The following is a 16,888-nucleotide window of genomic DNA, read 5'->3' as shown; positions in this document are numbered from 1 at the left end:
TCAGAAGATCGAGGCGGAGAGGCTGACGAGGATGCGGTCGGCGGGCTTGGGCACCCTGGGAGCGACGCGATCGAACGGGTGCGCCCAGGCCAGGTCGAGCGAGAACCACGGACCGATCTGCGCGCGAACGCCATAGCCGGCCGAGCGCAGCGTCACCTTGTCGGCGCCGGGGCCGATATTCGTCAGCCGCACCGCGTCGAGAAACGCATAGGGGCGAAACACCGAGCGCTTGCCGAACTGGAAGGGCGCGGTGCTGATCTCGAGCGACGAGCCCAGCGCCCGGTCGCCCGACGCGGCCGAGGGGTCGTAGCCACGGCCGATCGAGAGGTTGCCGGCCGAGAACTCCTCATAGGAGAGCAGCGGCGTGTCGGTATATTGCCAGCTGGTCGAGATGCTCGCGGTCACCGGGCCGACGACGCGGCCGCCGACCGAAAAGTCCGCGCGCACCACCGTGGCATCCGGATGCCCGCCGAAGCGCGAGGCGACCCGGTTGCCATAGGGCGTGGCGCCCAGGCCGTTGACGCCCTTGCGCAGCTCGAGCGAGCCGGTGGCCGCCACGGAGTGCGAGGCGAGTTCGCGCGGCGCGAGATGGCCGTCGAGCCGGGCGAAGAAGACGCGGAGCTTGTCCTCGGTCAGCGTGGCGATGCCGCCGCCAAACTCGACCTTCTGGTCGATCCACTCCAGCCCGCCCGACAGGTTCAGATTGTAGCGGCGGTGGCGCAGCAGCGGATAGGTGAGCCGGGCATTGCCGGCGAAGCTGTTGCCGAGCAGGTCGAGCGGCTTGAGCGCGGCGCCGGGCCGGGTGCGCGCGAACGAGCCGGACAAGTCTAGCTGGAGCCCTTCCCCGCCCAGCTTGACGCTCTCGGTCAGCTGGATGACGCGCTGCTCGGGGCTGGAGATCGTGCCGTAGCCGACGATCGTGGTGCGCTCGCCGAGCGGCGTGAAGCTGTTATAGTCGACCCGCGCAGTCGCCAGGTCGCGGCCGATCGAGTCCGAGCCGTAATCGTTCACTGCGAAGGTGGCAGTGACCGGCGTGCGCGAGATGGCGATGTCAAGATCGACCGCACCGCGGCCGCCCGGCGACTGCTTGAGCGAAGCCTGCACGATCACGCCGGGAATGTCCGAGGCGAGCAGCAGATAGCGCTGGGCCATGTTGAGATCGAAGGGCGTCATCCCCTTCAGCTTGTCGAGATAGCGCTCAACCTGGCGCTGCGCCGGGCCGACATCGCCGTGATAGCTCACCGAGACGACATGCGCCTCGGTGACCGAAAGGATCAGCTTGCCGTCGGCGATGCGCTGCTCGGGAATGTCGACCGCGGCCAGCACGCCGCGGCGCAGATAGAGCGCCGCCACACGGTCGCGGATCGTGCAGATCGTGGCGATCGGCACTTCCCGGCCGAGCAGGTCCGCATAGGCGAGCCGCAGCTTGCTCTCGTCGAGCGCGAGATCGCCGTTGGTGCCCTGGAACTCGACGCCGGTGAGCGTGACCTTGAGGTCGCTGCTGGCGAAGGGGCACGGCCCGGTTTCCATGTCGCGGAACAGCTCGCCGCGCGGCGCGGCGGGTATCGGCGTCTGCTGGGCGGGGTTCAACTGCTGGCGCGTGGGCAGCACCTGCGCAGCCGCGGGCGAAGCCAGCGCGGTGCCCGCGAGAAGCAGGAACGCGGCGAGCGCCTTCCGCCCGTTCGGAAAATGTTGCACGGCAACCATCGGCATCGCTCGGCCTTTTTTTGTCTGGAACTGGGGAACCGGAAAGCCGCTCTGCCCCACGACCCGGGCAAGCGATCCTGCCTGGCGATCGTATCGCAGGCGGGATTTTGCGTCTGTCGCTACTAATAGCGACAGTGGCGGAACGAGGTTGCGGCACAGGGAGCGCTTCGCTCCCCATCCCTCCACTCGCCCTTGCCCTGCACCCAAGTCACGACAAGAAAACACCAATTTCATCGACGCTGACCCCCGACCGAGATCGCGCGCAAACGATCCGGAACGGTGCTGCCTAGGGCAGGGCCGCCGGGGGCGAATAGCTCCCATATGGTAGTGGTTTCCGCGCGGTTCACCGCATCGGCGAACCGTTCCGGCGCTGCCCTATCCGAGTCGGATCGTCGGCACCGACATGGCCAGGCGCACCAGATCGAGCTGCCGATGACAGCCCGTCTTGGCCTGGATCGTCTTGAGCCGGGTGCGCGCGGTCGACAGCTGGATGCCAAGCTGGTCCGCTGCCTCGTTCAGCGGCACCCCGGCGATCACCGCATCGGCGAGCCGCTCCTCGGCGGGAGACAGGGCGAAGCGCCGTGCGATCCACCCGACCGCGCCGGGCGGCGTGTCGTCGGGGTCGGATATGACGAGCAATACCTGCCCGGGCAGGCTCGGCAGGCCGAACTCGCCCGCGGCGGCGAGCGGCCAGAACATCGCGTGCAGCGCGCTCCCGCCGCTGCGGCGCGGCAGCATCACGCCGGAAAGCTCGCCTTGCACCGCCATCGGCGCGTCGGCGCTGGCCCGGCAAGCGGCGAAAGCCAGGTCGAGCGCGCGGCTGCACCGGTCATCGAAGCTGCACGGCTGGCCGAACCGGTTGAGCAGGATCGCCCCGCCGCGCGCGACCAGCGCCTCGGCACGGTGGTTCATCCGCGTCACGCGCCGCTCGCGATCGAGCACGAAGGCGGCGTGCATCCAGCCGTCGAACACCGTCTGCGAGGCCATGCTCGCCATGCGGGCTTCCATCAGCGTCCGCCGCAGCTTGAACGCTCGGCCGAAATGCGGAGCGAGCAGGCGGAGCAGCTGCATCTGGTGCTCGCGCCGCGCCGGATCGTTCCGTCGATCGGAGAAGGAGAAGGAAGCCCAGCCGCCCGGCTCCCGCTCCAGCACCATGCCGGCGCCGTGATGGCCGATCCCGTGGACCCGCATGAAGTCGTTGTAATGCTCGGTGCGGAACAGTTCCTCGTCGCGGATGATCGCTTCGGTGCGCACCGGCTGGCCGACGCCGTTGCGAGGGACGAAGTCGACATAGGGGCTGTTGGAGAAATAATGGGCCGCATAGTCGCGCATGGCGGCTTCGGAATAATTGGCCGTCACCGTGAGCGCTGCCGCCGGGAGATGGCTCTCATGGCTGAACAGCGCGACGGTGATCTCGGGATAGATCTCTTCGATGCGATCGACCAGCCGCTGCCACAGGCACGGATCGAGCGCGGCTTCGTAGATACCGCCGACCAGCTCCGCCACCAGCATCGGCGTCAGGGATTCCGGGCTTGGCATGACGCGCCCCTCTTTTGTGCCGGACCTGGGAAATGCGGCATTAACCCCGGCAAGGCTCCGGAACAAACTGTAACGAACGCGAAATATTGCGTATGTCGCTATTTCTAGGGACAAGCCTGGGGCAATTCGGGTGGTAAGAACGCGAAAACCGGGCGTCACCATGCGCCCATCCGATCGCCGCCACGGCCACGCCACGGGTGGCGTGCCGCTCCAGGATGCCCCGATGGCCGATTCCGTCCCGCCGCTGCTCAAGGTCGCGCTGGTGGAGGACGACATCGCCTTCCAGAACAGCTTCGCCGCGGCGGTGCGCAGCTCGGCGGACATGCAGCTGATCGGCATGGCGCACAACGTCGCCCAGGCGCGCCGGATGCTGGCCGGCGATCCGCTCGACGTGCTGGTCGTCGATCTCGGCCTGCCCGACGGATCGGGGATCGACGTGATCCGCGCCGCCCATGCGAGCTGGCCCGAATGCGGGATCATGGTCAGCACCACCTTCGCCGACGAGAAGCACGTGATCGCCTCGATCGAGGCGGGGGCGGCGGGCTATCTGCTGAAGGACAGCTCGGCCGAGAAGATCGCCGACGAGATCCGCGCGCTCCATGCCGGGGGCAGCCCGATCAGCCCGCGCATCGCCCGCCAGATCCTGCTGCGCTTCCGCCCGGCCGAGCCGGCGCCGCAAGTGCCCAGCGCCGCGGCGCTGGCCATGGCGACTCCGATCGCCTCCCCGCTCTCGCCGCGCGAGCGCGAGGCGCTCGAACTGATCACCAAGGGCTTCAGCTATGACGAGATTGCCGAGCTGATGCTGGTCTCGCGCAACACGGTGATGACCTTCGTCCGGCGCATCTACCAGAAGCTCGAGGTGACCTCGAAGGCGGAAGCGATCTTCGAGGCCCGCAACCATGGGATTCTCTAGGACGCTGCGGACCTCCCTCGTCTATACGGGCCTGGCGGCACTGCTCCTCGTCGCCCTGTACCTCGCGACGCGGCCCCAGGGCATTCACCTGACCCATGCGCAGCTGCTGGTGCAATATAGCCAGGGCTATCCCCCACCGTCACGCACCGCCGACTGGCGCGCCCTGCCGGGCCGGTGGGAGGAAGTCGGCCTGCCCCATGCGCCCCGCCCCCGCATGCTGCCGGGCACAGGCGACGCCGGGCAGCTCCCCACCCAGACGACCTGGTATCATTTCACCCTCGATCCCTCGCAGAAGGCGCCGCGCGGCGCCTATCTCTACATCCCGCGCTGGAAGACCGACGGCGAGCTGGCGGTCTATGTCGACGGGCGGCTCTTCTACCAGACCCACGCCAATCTCCAGTGGAACGGCTCGAACCGGCCGCTGTGGATCCCGCTCGAGGAAACGGCGGAGACCACCTCGCCCAGGGACCTGCTGATCCGCATCCGCCACGTCCGCGGCATCGGCGGCGCGCTTTCCACGCTGTGGATCGGCGACTATCGCCAGCTCGCCGCCGCCTATTACGCCCGCGCCTTCTTCCAGGCGGAACTGCCCTATATCAGCTCGGCGATGTTCCTCGCGACGGGAGCGTTCGCCTTCCTCGTCTGGCTGCGGTCGCGGCGCGAGACGCTCTACCTGCTCTATGCGCTGATGACCGTCGCGACATTCCTGCGCGTGATGCACGCCTATATGGGCGCCGATCGCCTGCCCGTCTCCGACGCCTGGTTCGGGTGGATCACGGTCAATTCGGTCGGCTGGACGGTTCTGATCGCCCATCTCTTCCTCACCGCGCTGCACCATCATCACGCGCGCTGGCTGACCGCGACCATCGCCGTCATGTGCCTGGGGTTCGGCGGGATCACCCTGCCGCTGTTCGAGGGCACCCCCGACGCCACGATCGTCTCGCCGCTGATGTACATCACCATGGTGAGCGTGGGCACCTTCACCTTCATCGCCCATATCGTCTGGAGCCGCCGGGCGGGAACGATGGAGGGGATCGGGCTGGCGATCTGCGGCCTGCTCTCGTTCATCCTCGGCGGGCGCGACATGCTGCTCCAGAACAACCTGATCAACATCGAGAGCCTGTTCGTCTCCTTCTACGCGCAGATCGCGCTGATCCTCGCCTTCTGCCAGATCATGCTGAGCCGCTACCTCAAGGCGATGAACGCCGTGGCCGAGTCGAACGTCGTGCTCGCCCGCAGCCTCGCCGAGCGCGAGGCCGAGCTCAATGCCAGCCACCAGAAGCTGCGCGAGATCGAGCGGCGCGAAGTGCTCCACCAGGAACGCCAGCGGCTGATGCAGGACATGCACGACGGCCTCGGCTCGTCGCTGGTGAGCACGCTGCGCATGGTCGAGCACGGCCATATCGACGAGGCGGACATCGCGCAGCTGCTGAAGGGCTGCATCGACGATCTGAAGCTCACCATCGATTCGATGGAGCCGGTGGAGACCGACCTGCTGCTGCTGCTCGGCACCCTGCGCTTCCGCCTGCAGCCCCGGCTCGAGGCTACGGGTATCCGCCTGCGCTGGGACGTGCGCGACGTGCCGCCGCTCGCCTGGCTCGACCAGCGCCACTCGCTGCACGTGCTGCGTATCCTGCAGGAAGCCTTCACCAATGTGATCAAGCACGCCAGCGCCGGCGAGATCGTCGTCACCACCGGCGTGCGCGACGGCCAGGTCTGCGTGGGGGTGGAGGACAATGGCAGGGGCTTCGACGCGGCGGCGGCGGTGCTGGGGCGCGGGCTCGGCAACCAGGCCCGCCGCGCCGAAGTGATCGGCGGCAGGGTCGAACTCGAATCGACACCACGGGGGACCCGCTTCACCTTGCTGCTGCCGATCGAGGGCACCCGCTCCCCGCCCCGCTGACCGAGGTTCCCGACTTTCGCCCGGGCCAATATTTCCTTTGCTGAAAATCCTATCAAATCAGAGGATGTTTCGCGCACGCAGCACGAGGCAGCTTCCATGCGTTCGACACTCCCGAGCCCACCCGCCCCCGCCTTTGCGGCCGAGATCGCGGACACCGTCTCCGCGCTCAACGCCGTGCGCTCGGCCTGGCGGACCCGGCAGCCGCACCGCGGGAGCGTGACTCGCTTCCCGTCCCCTTCCGGCCTGGCGCGTGTCGTCGAGCATCTGTCGGCGGCGCTCTTCCCCGCCAGGCTGGGCGGCTTTCGCGGCGGCCCGGCCCGCGAGGACGATTTCGTCGCGGCTCAACTGCGCGATGCCCTGGCGCTGCTGCGCGAGGAAGTGGCCAGCGAGCTCGACTATTGGCAGGCCGAGTCCGACCAGCCTTTCGAGCCCGACCAGCCCGATGCGATCGTCCGCCTCTTCGCCGCGACGCTCGCGGATATCCGCACGCTGGTCGACGCCGATGTCGAAGCCGCCTTTGTCGGCGATCCCGCCGCGCGCAGCACCGACGAGATACTGATCAGCTATCCCGGCGCGCTCGCGATCCTGCACCACCGGATCGCGCACCAGCTCCACATCTTGGGCGCCGTCATCGTCGCGCGCGTGATCTCCGAGCTGGCCAATGCCCGCACCGGCATCGACATCCATCCCGGCGCCACGATCGGCCCCAGCTTCTTCATCGACCATGGCACCGGCGTGGTGATCGGCGAGACCGCGATCATCGGCCGGGGCGTGCGCCTCTACCAGCACGTCACGCTGGGTGCGCGCAGCCCCCTCGGGCTGGCGCCCACCGGCCCGCGGACCCGGCACGCGCGGCATCCGATCGTCGAGGACGGCGTCACCATCTATGCCGGCGCCACCATATTGGGCCGGGTGACGATCGGGTGCGGCAGCGTGATCGGCGGCAATGTTTGGCTGCTCGACGATGTGCCGCCCGAAAGCGTGGTGGCCCAGCCCGAGGCGATCCGGCTCGATCCGGCCGCGCGCAACGCGCTCTCCGAACGGCTGACGGAGCATGGCGCATGAGCCCGCTGATCGGCGTGCTGTGCTGCAACGAAGTCGCCGACCGGCCGATCCAGGCAGTGGCGACACGGTTCATCCGCCCGCTGGCCGAGATATCCCGCGCCACCGTGCTGCTGGTGCCCGCCGTCGCCGGCACCTTCGACGCGGCATCGCTCGCCGCGCGGCTCGACGGCCTGCTGCTCACCGGTTCGCGTTCGAACATCGCGCCACGCCGCTATGGCGACGAGGGGGTGGCCATGGGCCCCGAAGCCCATGCCGCGGTCGATGGCCTGGTCGAGGCCTTCTCGGCCCGGCCCGCCGGCGCACCCGTACTCGCCGTGCAATGGCATCCGGAATGGGACGCCGCGCACCGGCCGGAGAGCCGCGCCTTCTTCCGCTTTGTCGGCGAGGCGATCGCCGCCTGAGCCGGCCGGGCGGGCTCAGCCCCCGCGCAGGCTGTCGGGAACCACGCCGCCATTCTCCGCCAGCTTGGCCATCACCGCCTGGTGCAGGGCAATGTTCTGCTCCGCGGTGCCATCGTCGCCGGCATGCACGTCCAGCTCTTCGGCGAGCTGCTTGCGCGCGTCGAGGCTGGAGTCGAGATCGAGCAGCTTGAGCAGGTCGACGATCGACGTCTGGTAGTTGCCGCCGCCGCCCTTCATGTCCGCCATCGAGGAAAGCACTGCCCCGACATCGACCTGGGTCGGGGCTTCCGCGGGCGCAGGTGCCGGCGCGGCCTCCGCTTCTGCGGTTGCGGGTTCGGGGCTCGGGGCGGGGGCGTCCGCCTTGTGGCCGAAGATCTTGCCCATGATGCTGCCGAAGATGCTCATTCAATCCTCCCATCACATGCGATGAAGCGCACGGCGCGCGGCATCAAACGCGCACCTCGGCAAAAGGGTTCGGCGGAACGGGCGATAGATGCAGGCGTTCACGCCCTAGCTCCGCACGAGGGGCTCCAACAGGAGGTAAGGATGCAGGTTCTTCGCTGGATGATGCTGGGCGCCGCCGGGCTCGCGCTCGCAGGCTGTGGTTCGAAGACCGATACCACCAGCACCGATACGACCACTGTCACCACCAACACCCAGGGTTCGATGATGGCGAACGGGATGGACATGGCGCCCGCCGCATCCGTCGGCCAGGGCTTCGCGAATGCCGCCGCAGCGAGCGACGCCTTCGAGATCGAGACCTCGAAGCTCGCCCAGGGCCAGTCGCAGTCCGCCATGATCAAGAAATTCGCCGACGCGATGATCAAGGCCCATACCGATTCGACCGCCAAGCTCAAGACGGCGGCGAGCGCGGCTACCCCCGCCATCACGCCGGACCCGGCGCTGACGGCCGCCCAGCAGCAGGCGCTGGATTCGCTCAAGCCGCTGAAGGGCGCCGAATTCGACAAGGCCTATGCCGCCGCCCAGGTCGACGCGCACCAGAAGACGCTCGATGCGCTGAAGGCGACCATCGGCAACAAGGACGTGCCGCAGCCGCTGCGGGATTTCGCGACCAAGCTGATCCCGACGGTCACCGCGCATCTCAACCTGGCCAAGGGCCTCAAGGCCTGAACCCGCGGGCGATGGGCCGCCCGATCAGCGGTTCGTCAACGGGCGGTGACGGGTGCCTCCGTCACCGCCCCCCGCAGCAACCAGCCGACCCATAGCAGCACCCCCAGGATGCCGCAGATCAGCACCGGCGCGGAAAACGCTTCGCCGATGCGCGCATGGCAAGCCACCGCACCGCCGAGAAAGGCAGTGAGGAGGCCGCAGCCGATCGCCCCGAACCTGCGGGTAAGGAACGCGCAGACGCCGAGGATCAGGATTCCCGCCAGATAGGGAAGCTGGCCCGGCGGATAGCCGATATGTGCCTGGGGAGCTGCCAGCACCTCCGGCGCCAGCAGCATGACCAGGGCATCGGCCAGCAACAGGGCGCTGGCGAGGATCGAGCAGATCCATCCGGCACGCGGCCGCGCGGCAACGAGGAGCGGCTTCGACAAGAAATGCACCGGGTAAATGTCCCTTCGACAGTCGGAAACGAGCTCGAGCCTCGGCCGGCGCGATCAGAACGCGACCGAGAGGCCGGCATTCACGCTGTGACGGGCGACGTCGCCAAACTTGTTGCCGACGCCCGCGCCATATTCTCCGGTGTAGCTCAGGTTCAAGCGAATGCCCTTCGACACGGGAGCCGTGAGGCCCAGCGCGACATGCGCCATGGTGTCGCCGCGCTCCGCGCCCCGTGCCAGCATCATGCCGCCCGCATCCGCCGCGGCATAGGAAGCGCTGGCCCGGCCGTTATTGCCCTGGAACTGATGGCGGATGCCCGCCTCTGCCCAGGGAGTGACGCCGCCCAGGTCGAAGCTGATGCCCAGCGCGGCATCGCCGAACAGCGCGTTGCCGGCATTCTTGACCAACTCCAGCGCGAAGCCCGAACCGCCCTCGGTCAGGTGGTTGCGGCGGCCTTCGACATAAGTGAGGCCGACGCGCGGCGTGATGCGAGCTAAGCCCAGCGACACCTGATAGCCAGCCGACATGTCGGCGATGAACCCGCCCAGGTCGTAGCGCGACGTGGCGGTGCCGCCCGGAACGGCGCGACGGGTCTTGGCCCGCGACAGGTCGTAGGCGACCAGGCCGCGCAGCGCGAGGCCGCCGAGCTCGGCACTGGCCGAGACACCGATCTGCATGCCCTCCAGCTTGGTGGTGGCAGCCAGGCCCTCCACCGTCTGGTTGGTCGAGAGCGTCCCGACAAAGGCACTCACCCGCGCCGTTTCGGAGAATCCCCAGCCGAACCCGCCGAGCAGGCCGCGGCTGTCGCTGCGCAAGTCATGCGCGCCGGTGCCGGCATTCCCCTGGAGCGCACCCTCCTGATACAGGCCCTGGGCGAAGCCGTAGAAGCCGACATGGCCCTTCCCGCCATTCTCCAGCGTGCGCATCGCATCGACCACGGCCAGGCCGTTGTCGATGCTCGCCTGGTCGGCCGCGGCATAGGCCTCGGCGCTGAGCTGGGCAAAGCCGGCGGCACGCGACGCGCCGTTGGTCTCGACCAGCGCCGGCAGCGCGTTGGTGAAGGCCTGCACCATCTGCCCGCCGCCCAGCACGGCATTGGCATAGCGGATCGAATCGCGCACATTGGCGCCGAACGCATTGTCGTTCTGGAACTCGCCGACCAGCTGGATGCGGTTGCCGCGCGTCGCCACGAAGCCGAACACCGTCTCCGACTTGTTGATCGTGGTAAAGCCGCCGGTGATCCCGCCTTGCGCCACGACAAGGTCGAGCGCGCCGCCCGGCGTGGACTGGAGGATGCCGGTGATGTCCAGCGTGGCCCCCGGCTGGATGCGCATCGCGCCGGAGATGTTCAGGCGGTCGCTGCCGGTCGGCGCCATTTCGAGCAGCAGGTTCGAGCCGTTGGTGAACAGGACGTCGCCATTGACCGTCATCGTGCCCGGCGAGGCGCCCGGCGACAGCGTGCCGCGCACTTCGATATTGGCATTCACCGCGCCCGCGCTGCCGAAGGTCGCGCCACGGCTGACGATGATGGTCTGGGCCGAGGTGATGGTGGTGCCCGCCTGACCGATCAGGCGGCCGCCAGTGACCGAGACGGTGTCGTAGCTAATGTTCCCGGTGAGCGAGACCACGCCGCCGGCGACGTTGAACGCTTCGAATTCGGTATAGCCCTGACCGTTCCACGCGGTCGGCGCGGCATAGGTGCCCTGGGTGTCGAACTCGAGCGTGTCATAGCCGGTGCCGCCGCTCGCGATGCCGGTGATCGCACCGGCACGGCCGAGGGTGAGGCGGTCATTGCCCGCGCCCAGCGCCACATTGCCCGCCAGCGTGCCCTGCACGTTGAGATTGTTGGCACCGTCATTGCCCGCGAGCGTCGGCACGGTGAGCGTCGAGCCCGCCGTGACCGTGAGCTTCGCGCCGAACAGGTCGACGACGTCGAAGCCGGCGTTGCGATCGATGATCAGTTCGCCGGCATCGCCCGATTCGAGCTGTTCGAAGCCGCTGGCGTTGACGCTGCTCAGCTGGCGCACGGTGTTCGCCGCCTGGTTGAGCACCAGGCGATCGATGCCGTCGCCGCCATCGATCGCGCCGCTCAGCATCGCGCCGCTCGCCAGGGTCAGCACGTTGTTCGCCGCGCCGAAGCTGGTCTGCGTGGCCGCGATGGAGCTGCCCGCCGCGATGGTCAGGTCGCCCTGGTCCACGGTGATGTTCTGGTAGGTGCCGTTGCCGCTGATCGCGAGGTTGCCGGCGCCGCGCGCCAGGATGTCCTCGAAGTTGAGGATCTTGGCGGTGGCCAGCGTCGCGGTCTGGTCGGCGAGCGTGTTGAACACCAGCGCGTCGTGCCCGGCGCCGCCATTGACCGTGCCCAGGATCGAGCCGCCGTCGACGATCAGCAGGTTGTCGTGTTCGTCGAAGTTGAGCGTCTGATCGGCGGCAATCGTGCCGCCCAGCGTCAGCGACGCGCTGCCGGCGACGTTGATCGTCTCGAAGCTGGTGATCCCGCCGGCGATCCGGGAATCGCCCGTCAGGTTGAGGTTGAGCACGTCATTGCCCGCGCCGCCGTCGAGCATGCCCGAAAGCGCGCCGTTGAGGATCATGGTCAGCGTGTCGTCGCCGCCGCCCAGCGACACGCCGCCGGTGAGCGCGGTGTTGAGGATCACCGACTGTGCGCTGTCGTCGCCGATGATGTTGCCGATGCGGTGATCGCCCTCGCCCGGGTTGAGCGTCAGGCTGGCGCCGTTGCGCAGCGTTACCGTGTCGAAGTCCTGGTTCATGCCGATCGTCAGGCGGGCATTGCCCGAGACGTCGAGCGACTCGAAGTTGACGACATTGGGCAGGTCGCTGGTGTCCTGGGCGATCTGGAAGGCCACGGTGTCGATGCCGGTGCCGCCGTCGATCAGCCCGGTAGCGGTGCCGCCGGCAAGCACAAGGCGGTCGTCGCCCGCGCCGAGGTCGATATTGCCCTCGACCACGCCGCCGGCATTGAGCGTGACGGTGTCGTTGCCGCCGCCCATGGCGATGCCGCCGCCGATCGCACCCGCGACGGTCACCGATTCCGCCGCGTCCGAACCGATCAGCGCAGTCGCGCTCTGGGTCTGGAAGCGCGTGCCGGCCGCGACCGTCACGTTCGAGCCCGCCATGCTGAGCGTGTCGAGATCGGTGGTGCCCCGGATGGTGATCGCGCCGGCCCCGCGCTGGCTCAGCGTCTCGAAGCCGCGGAACTGGTCGAAATTGACCGAGCCGCCGCCATTCACGTCGACGAGCAGCGTATCCCTGCCCTCACCGCCATAGGCAGTGCCGGTGAAGATGCCCGATGCGGCATAGACGAAGGTGTCGTTTCCGCTGCCCAGGCGCAGGTCGCCCTGGAGCGTGCCGTAATTCTCGAACAGGTCGTCGCCATCGGCCAGGTCGACATTGCCGATGATCGTGCCGCCGGCGAGGTTGCGGATCCTGTCGGTGGTATGCAGCGTCTGGATGCCGCCCGCGATCACATAGGTTCCGGCCGCATCGCCGCCGGGCGCATGGAGGTCGACTCCGCCCGCATCGAAATTGCTGTTGTCCTGGAGAACCGTGTCCGCTCCGCCCCGGATCATGCCGAGATTGTCGAGCTCGAACAGGCGCAAGGCAGCGTCGACGCCGGCGCTGCCATAGCCTTCGTCGTCCAGGCCGGCGACCATCAGCGCAGTCGATGTGCCGCCGGTAGCCTCGATCGTACCGCCCGCCGCGTTGGTCATGCCGACGATGCCGTTGTTGCCGAGCAGGGCCGCGAAGACGCCGGTGGCGACGGCCGCCGACGAGCCTTGGGTGCTCCCGCCGCCATTGGCCGCGATCCGGCCGCTATTGACCAGCTTGCCGACCCGTACCGGCTGCTGATCGATGCAGTCCTCTTCGAAGGCGCCGCCGAAGGAGGTGAGCTGCAGGCCGGCAACGCCCCGGCCGGTCGCTTCGATCGTGCCGCTATTGGCCACGTCATACTGCTGACCCATCGCCACGGCGGCGCCGGCATATGCGCTGCCCGCGCGAATCGCGCCGCTGTTCGCCAGCTTCACCAGGCCGCTCTCGCTTTCGAGGTAGACTGCATTGCTGCCGTCGCTCGAGGCCGTAATCTGACCGCTGTTCGTTACGTCGATGCTGCGGCCGTGCTCGTCCATTCCATAGCTGCCGACCCGCAACCCATAGCCCTGGGCCGAGGAGATGGAGCCGCTATTGTTCAGCGAGAAGGCGCCGTATTCGTTGATGACCGCGACACCGTCATAGCGCGTGTCGATTGCGCCGGTATTCGTGAGGCTGGACAGCGTGTTCAAGGAAAAGATACCGGCGACCTCGCCCTTGATCGATCCGTTGTTCACCAAGGCGAGTTTCGCCTCGTAGCGCGGGTCGGCCACCTCGATCGCGGCGTATATGTCGCCATTCTCGTTATCGACGACATCGAAATTGGCGTTGTTGGTGATCTTGCCGTCGCCGAGCATACGCAGCGACCTGTTCTGGGTCGTCGCCGACATAACCGTCACTTCGGTATTCGCGCCGCTCGCCTCGACGCCATGCATCTCGAAACCCGCCGGGATCGCGTTGGTGGCAAGATCGAACGTGCCGCTGCTGGTGAAGGACCGACCATAGGCGTCCGCGCCTCCGCCGCCGGTCACCGTTCCGCTGACGTCGAGCGCGGCGCCGTTGCGCGTGAGCACGGTGTCGTTGCCGTCGCCCATGTCGAGGTTCCCGGTCACCTTGCCGCCAGTCGCGACATAGAGATCGTTGCCGCCGCCGAGCAGCACATGGCCGGTGATGGTGCCGGCATTCTCGACGATATCCCTGGCATAGCCGCCCACGATTGCCGCGCCCGCGGTGCCGGTGGTGTTGCTCGTCACATGGCCGGCGATGGTGCCGGTCGCAGTGTTCACGACGCGATTGATACCTTCCCACCCGACCATCTCGATCGCATTGCCATGGGCGCTGACGATGTCGCCGCTATTGTGGACTTCCGAACCTTCCATCCGGATGCCGGTGCCCTGCATGCTGACCCGGCCGATGCCCAGATTGCCGCGATCATTGGTGAAGACGCCGTTCAGGAGGTCCACGCCGAGCCCGAAATTGCCGGTCGAGGCGTCCTTCGAATCTTCCCAGATCGAGGCGCGGTTGGTGATCCGGCTGCCATTGGCCTCGAGCAGCACGCCATAGGCACTGCCCATCTTGCGCAGATTGGAGCTGGCCGAGATCAGCACTTCGGTGCCGGCGCCGGTCTTGAGCGCGGTGCCGCCGGTGATGCCGATATAGCCGCTCTGCGCGAACAGCTCGACGCGGCGGGCATGGGTCGCGTCGACTGCAATGCCCGCGGTGCCGCCGTTCACGGCGCCGGCGATCACCAGGTCGAGCCCCTGTCCGCCTTCGCCGAACACGCTGCTCGTGGAATCCCTCTCGACGATGATCGACGGTCGGGCATAGCCGCCATTGTTGAAGTTCATGTCGAGCACGACGCGGCCGTCGCCGGCCACGCGCAGCAGCCCGTCATAGCTGTAATGGCCGCCGGTGCCGTCGGCCGGCCCCTGCAGCGTCAGCACCGTGCCGGCACCCGCCGCCTCGTAGATCGTGCCGCCCGAGAAGCCGGCGGCGTTCGCCCGGAGCACCGAGAAGGTCTGGCTTTCGCCGGCACGGGCCTGCAGCACGTTGTTGCCCGCACCCATGTCGACCGTTCCCGTCACCAGTCCGCTCGTATCGACGCTGCCGTTCTGGCCGAGCCGCCTGATGTCGACGACCAGCTTGTCATCGCCGGCGCCGGTCGAGACATTGCCCTGCACCGAGCTGCCCTCGGCGAGCCACACCATGTCCTTGCCCGCGCCGCCCAGCACGACGTCGCCCACGATCCGGCCCTTGTTCGCAACTTGTGCGCCGGATTGAGCCCCGGTATTTATTCCGACCGCGGCGCCTGTTCCCGCGCGAATCTCGCCTTCGTTGATCAGCTTGGGCGATACATAATATTGCTCGTTGTAACCGGAGACGGCGGCGCGCTCACCCGTGCCGATGATCGAACCACGGTTCGTCAGGGCCGCGCCATATTGCAGGAACACCGCCTGGTCGCCGCGGATCACGCCGCCCGTATCGTTGAGGAAGGTGCCATAGAGGCTCCGCAGACTCAGGCCCGTGCCGCCTTCCGCCGCGTTCGAGATCGTGCCGCTGTTATAGCCCGATCCGCTCACCTCCACAGCGGTGTCCACCCGTCCCTCGGCACGGATCGTGCCGCGATTGACGAAGCCATGTGCGTTGTCGGCGGAGCCGGCGCCCGAGGCGCGGATGCCGAATTGTGCCTCGCCCGACAGGTTTATGGTGCCGCCGGTATCGTTGACGAAGCTGGCGTTGTAGTCGCCGGCCTCGATCAGCGCGGTCGGAGCGTCGTTCTCGGGAGTCGAAACGCCGGTGAAGCTCAGCGTGCCGCGGTTGACGAAGGTCAGCGGTGCACCGTTGTTATATTCGTTGTACGAAGTGATCCTGAGGCCGGCGTCCGATCCGGCATAGGTGAAGCTGGCCAGGTTGGTCACGGTTCCCGGCCCGGACACGTCGAGGGCGCCGGTCAGGTTCTCCGCCGCGATGGTCACGGCGAGATTGCAGCCGCACAGATCGAGGCCGTAGCGCTCGAAGCCCGTCGGCAGCTGGCCGAAGGCGACCGTTCCCGAACCGGTCATGCGGATGCCGTAGGTGTCGACGCCTTCGCCGCCGTCGAGCGTGCCGGTCGGCATGGCGGCGAGGCCAGCCCCATTGCCCTCGCGCCAGAATATGTCGTCACCGTCGCCCAGCGCGAGATTGCCCGCCATGCCGCCGCCGATGCGCTGGTAGAAGCGATCGCCAGCTTCGCCGAGCACGACATCGCCACCGATCTGGCCGGCATTCTCGATGATCGCCTGCCCCGTCGCGCGGATCGCCGTGCCGCCGGCGCTGCGGATCACGCCGCCGGCCTTGTTCCGGAGGCTGAGATCCGACGCCGAGATGGCCGGGGCCGCGCCGCGCGCCTCGATCAGGCCGGTGTTGCGGATATCGCCCTGGCCGGAAATGGCGATGGTCGCTTCGGCCGCCGAATTGTTCGCGATCGTGCCGCTATTGTCGAGATCGACATAGGTGGCGCGGATCGCCGAAGCGTCGCCCGCCTCGATCGTGCCCGCATTGCTTCCATAGGCTTCGCGGACGTCCACGCCGCCTTCGATGCGACCGCCGCGGCGGTTCTGCAGATCCAGCACGGACGCGCGCGCGCGCACCGCCGGGCCGTCGGTGCCGCGCACCAGGCCGTTATTGTCCAGCGAGAGGTAATTGCCGGCATCGTCGTCCTGGCGCAGCGCGTTGCCGCCCGAAAGCGTGCCCGACCTGCCGATCCTAACATCGAGGCTCGCCGTATCGGCAAGCAGGACCGCAGGGCCCTGCGAGAACACGCCGCCATCGACGATCAGCCTGCCGCCGACATCGAAACGCAGCGCCGCGCCCTCGGTCGCCTGGCTGCCGACGGTCGCACCGGGCTGCACGGTGACGGTGCCATTCGCTACCGCCATGACGAAAGGCGCCGAGGTGCCGGCACAGACGATCTGCGTACCTTCGCCCGCGCACTGTGCACGCGCCGCCGTCGAGGAAAGGGCAATGGCCAGCGTCGCCGCGCTCACGAACAACGCGGCACGGCCCTTGGCGCGGGGAGGAATATGAGTCGGAAGGGCGGTACGCGCCATGATGCTGCTCCAATGCCGGAAGTGCCGGCTCGGATGTACGCGCCAGCGTGAACAGCAAGGGCAGATGCCGATGTTCGAAAACTAGTTCCAACGCTTT

The 16,888-nt window shown here is 67.9% G+C and carries 10 protein-coding genes; 5 read left to right on the top strand and 5 right to left on the bottom strand.

Features of this window, described 5'->3' with window-relative positions; all coding sequences use genetic code 11:
- Positions 1-1,713, bottom strand: coding sequence for a ShlB/FhaC/HecB family hemolysin secretion/activation protein (locus FFS08_RS08235; RefSeq protein WP_212741969.1), 1,713 nt, complete (start codon positions 1,711-1,713; stop codon positions 1-3).
- Positions 1,714-2,082: 369 nt separating this feature from the next.
- On the bottom strand, positions 2,083-3,246 hold the full coding sequence (locus FFS08_RS08230; RefSeq protein ID WP_137861539.1) for a helix-turn-helix transcriptional regulator: 1,164 nt from the start codon (positions 3,244-3,246) through the stop codon (positions 2,083-2,085).
- Between the two features lie 223 nt (positions 3,247-3,469).
- On the opposite strand from FFS08_RS08230, the gene FFS08_RS08225 reads away from it, so the two are divergent.
- From FFS08_RS08225 to FFS08_RS08210, 4 genes are all read left to right on the top strand, one after another.
- Positions 3,470-4,159: a response regulator gene (locus FFS08_RS08225; RefSeq protein WP_137861538.1), complete on the top strand. Its 690-nt coding sequence runs from the start codon at positions 3,470-3,472 to the stop codon at positions 4,157-4,159.
- Positions 4,146-6,062 (top strand): ATP-binding protein, encoded by a 1,917-nt coding sequence (locus FFS08_RS08220; RefSeq protein ID WP_137861537.1) that lies wholly within the window; start codon positions 4,146-4,148, stop codon positions 6,060-6,062. Before FFS08_RS08225 ends, FFS08_RS08220 begins: the two co-directional genes overlap by 14 nt.
- 96 nt (positions 6,063-6,158) lie before the next feature.
- The gene (gene epsC / locus FFS08_RS08215) at positions 6,159-7,127 is read left to right on the top strand and encodes a serine O-acetyltransferase EpsC (RefSeq protein ID WP_137861536.1); all 969 of its coding nucleotides are present in this window, start codon (positions 6,159-6,161) and stop codon (positions 7,125-7,127) included.
- Positions 7,124-7,528: a gamma-glutamyl-gamma-aminobutyrate hydrolase family protein gene (locus FFS08_RS08210; protein ID WP_171012526.1), complete on the top strand. Its 405-nt coding sequence runs from the start codon at positions 7,124-7,126 to the stop codon at positions 7,526-7,528. Before epsC ends, FFS08_RS08210 begins: the two co-directional genes overlap by 4 nt.
- Before the next feature lie 15 nt (positions 7,529-7,543).
- Here FFS08_RS08210 and FFS08_RS08205 read toward each other — a convergent pair whose 3' ends face one another.
- Entirely contained in the window at positions 7,544-7,933 is a 390-nt protein-coding gene (locus FFS08_RS08205) for a DUF3597 domain-containing protein (protein ID WP_137861535.1), read from the bottom strand.
- 141 nt (positions 7,934-8,074) lie between these two features.
- On the opposite strand from FFS08_RS08205, the gene FFS08_RS08200 reads away from it, so the two are divergent.
- On the top strand, positions 8,075-8,659 hold the full coding sequence (locus FFS08_RS08200; RefSeq protein ID WP_137861534.1) for a DUF4142 domain-containing protein: 585 nt from the start codon (positions 8,075-8,077) through the stop codon (positions 8,657-8,659).
- Positions 8,660-8,694: 35 nt separating this feature from the next.
- Here FFS08_RS08200 and FFS08_RS08195 read toward each other — a convergent pair whose 3' ends face one another.
- A complete protein-coding gene (locus tag FFS08_RS08195; protein ID WP_137861533.1) occupies positions 8,695-9,096 on the bottom strand; it encodes a DoxX family protein in 402 nt (133 codons plus the stop codon).
- Between the two features lie 54 nt (positions 9,097-9,150).
- Positions 9,151-16,791 carry an autotransporter outer membrane beta-barrel domain-containing protein gene (locus FFS08_RS08190; protein WP_137861532.1) on the bottom strand — a complete coding sequence of 2,547 codons (7,641 nt, stop codon included), beginning with the start codon at positions 16,789-16,791 and terminating at the stop codon, positions 9,151-9,153.
- Positions 16,792-16,888 lie beyond the last annotated feature (97 nt).

Origin of the sequence: Sphingomonas sp. 1F27F7B (assembly GCF_005503355.1) — a bacterium.
Classification (GTDB): Bacteria; Pseudomonadota; Alphaproteobacteria; order Sphingomonadales; family Sphingomonadaceae; genus Sphingomonas.
This window is presented reverse-complemented; position numbering and strand designations above follow the sequence as displayed.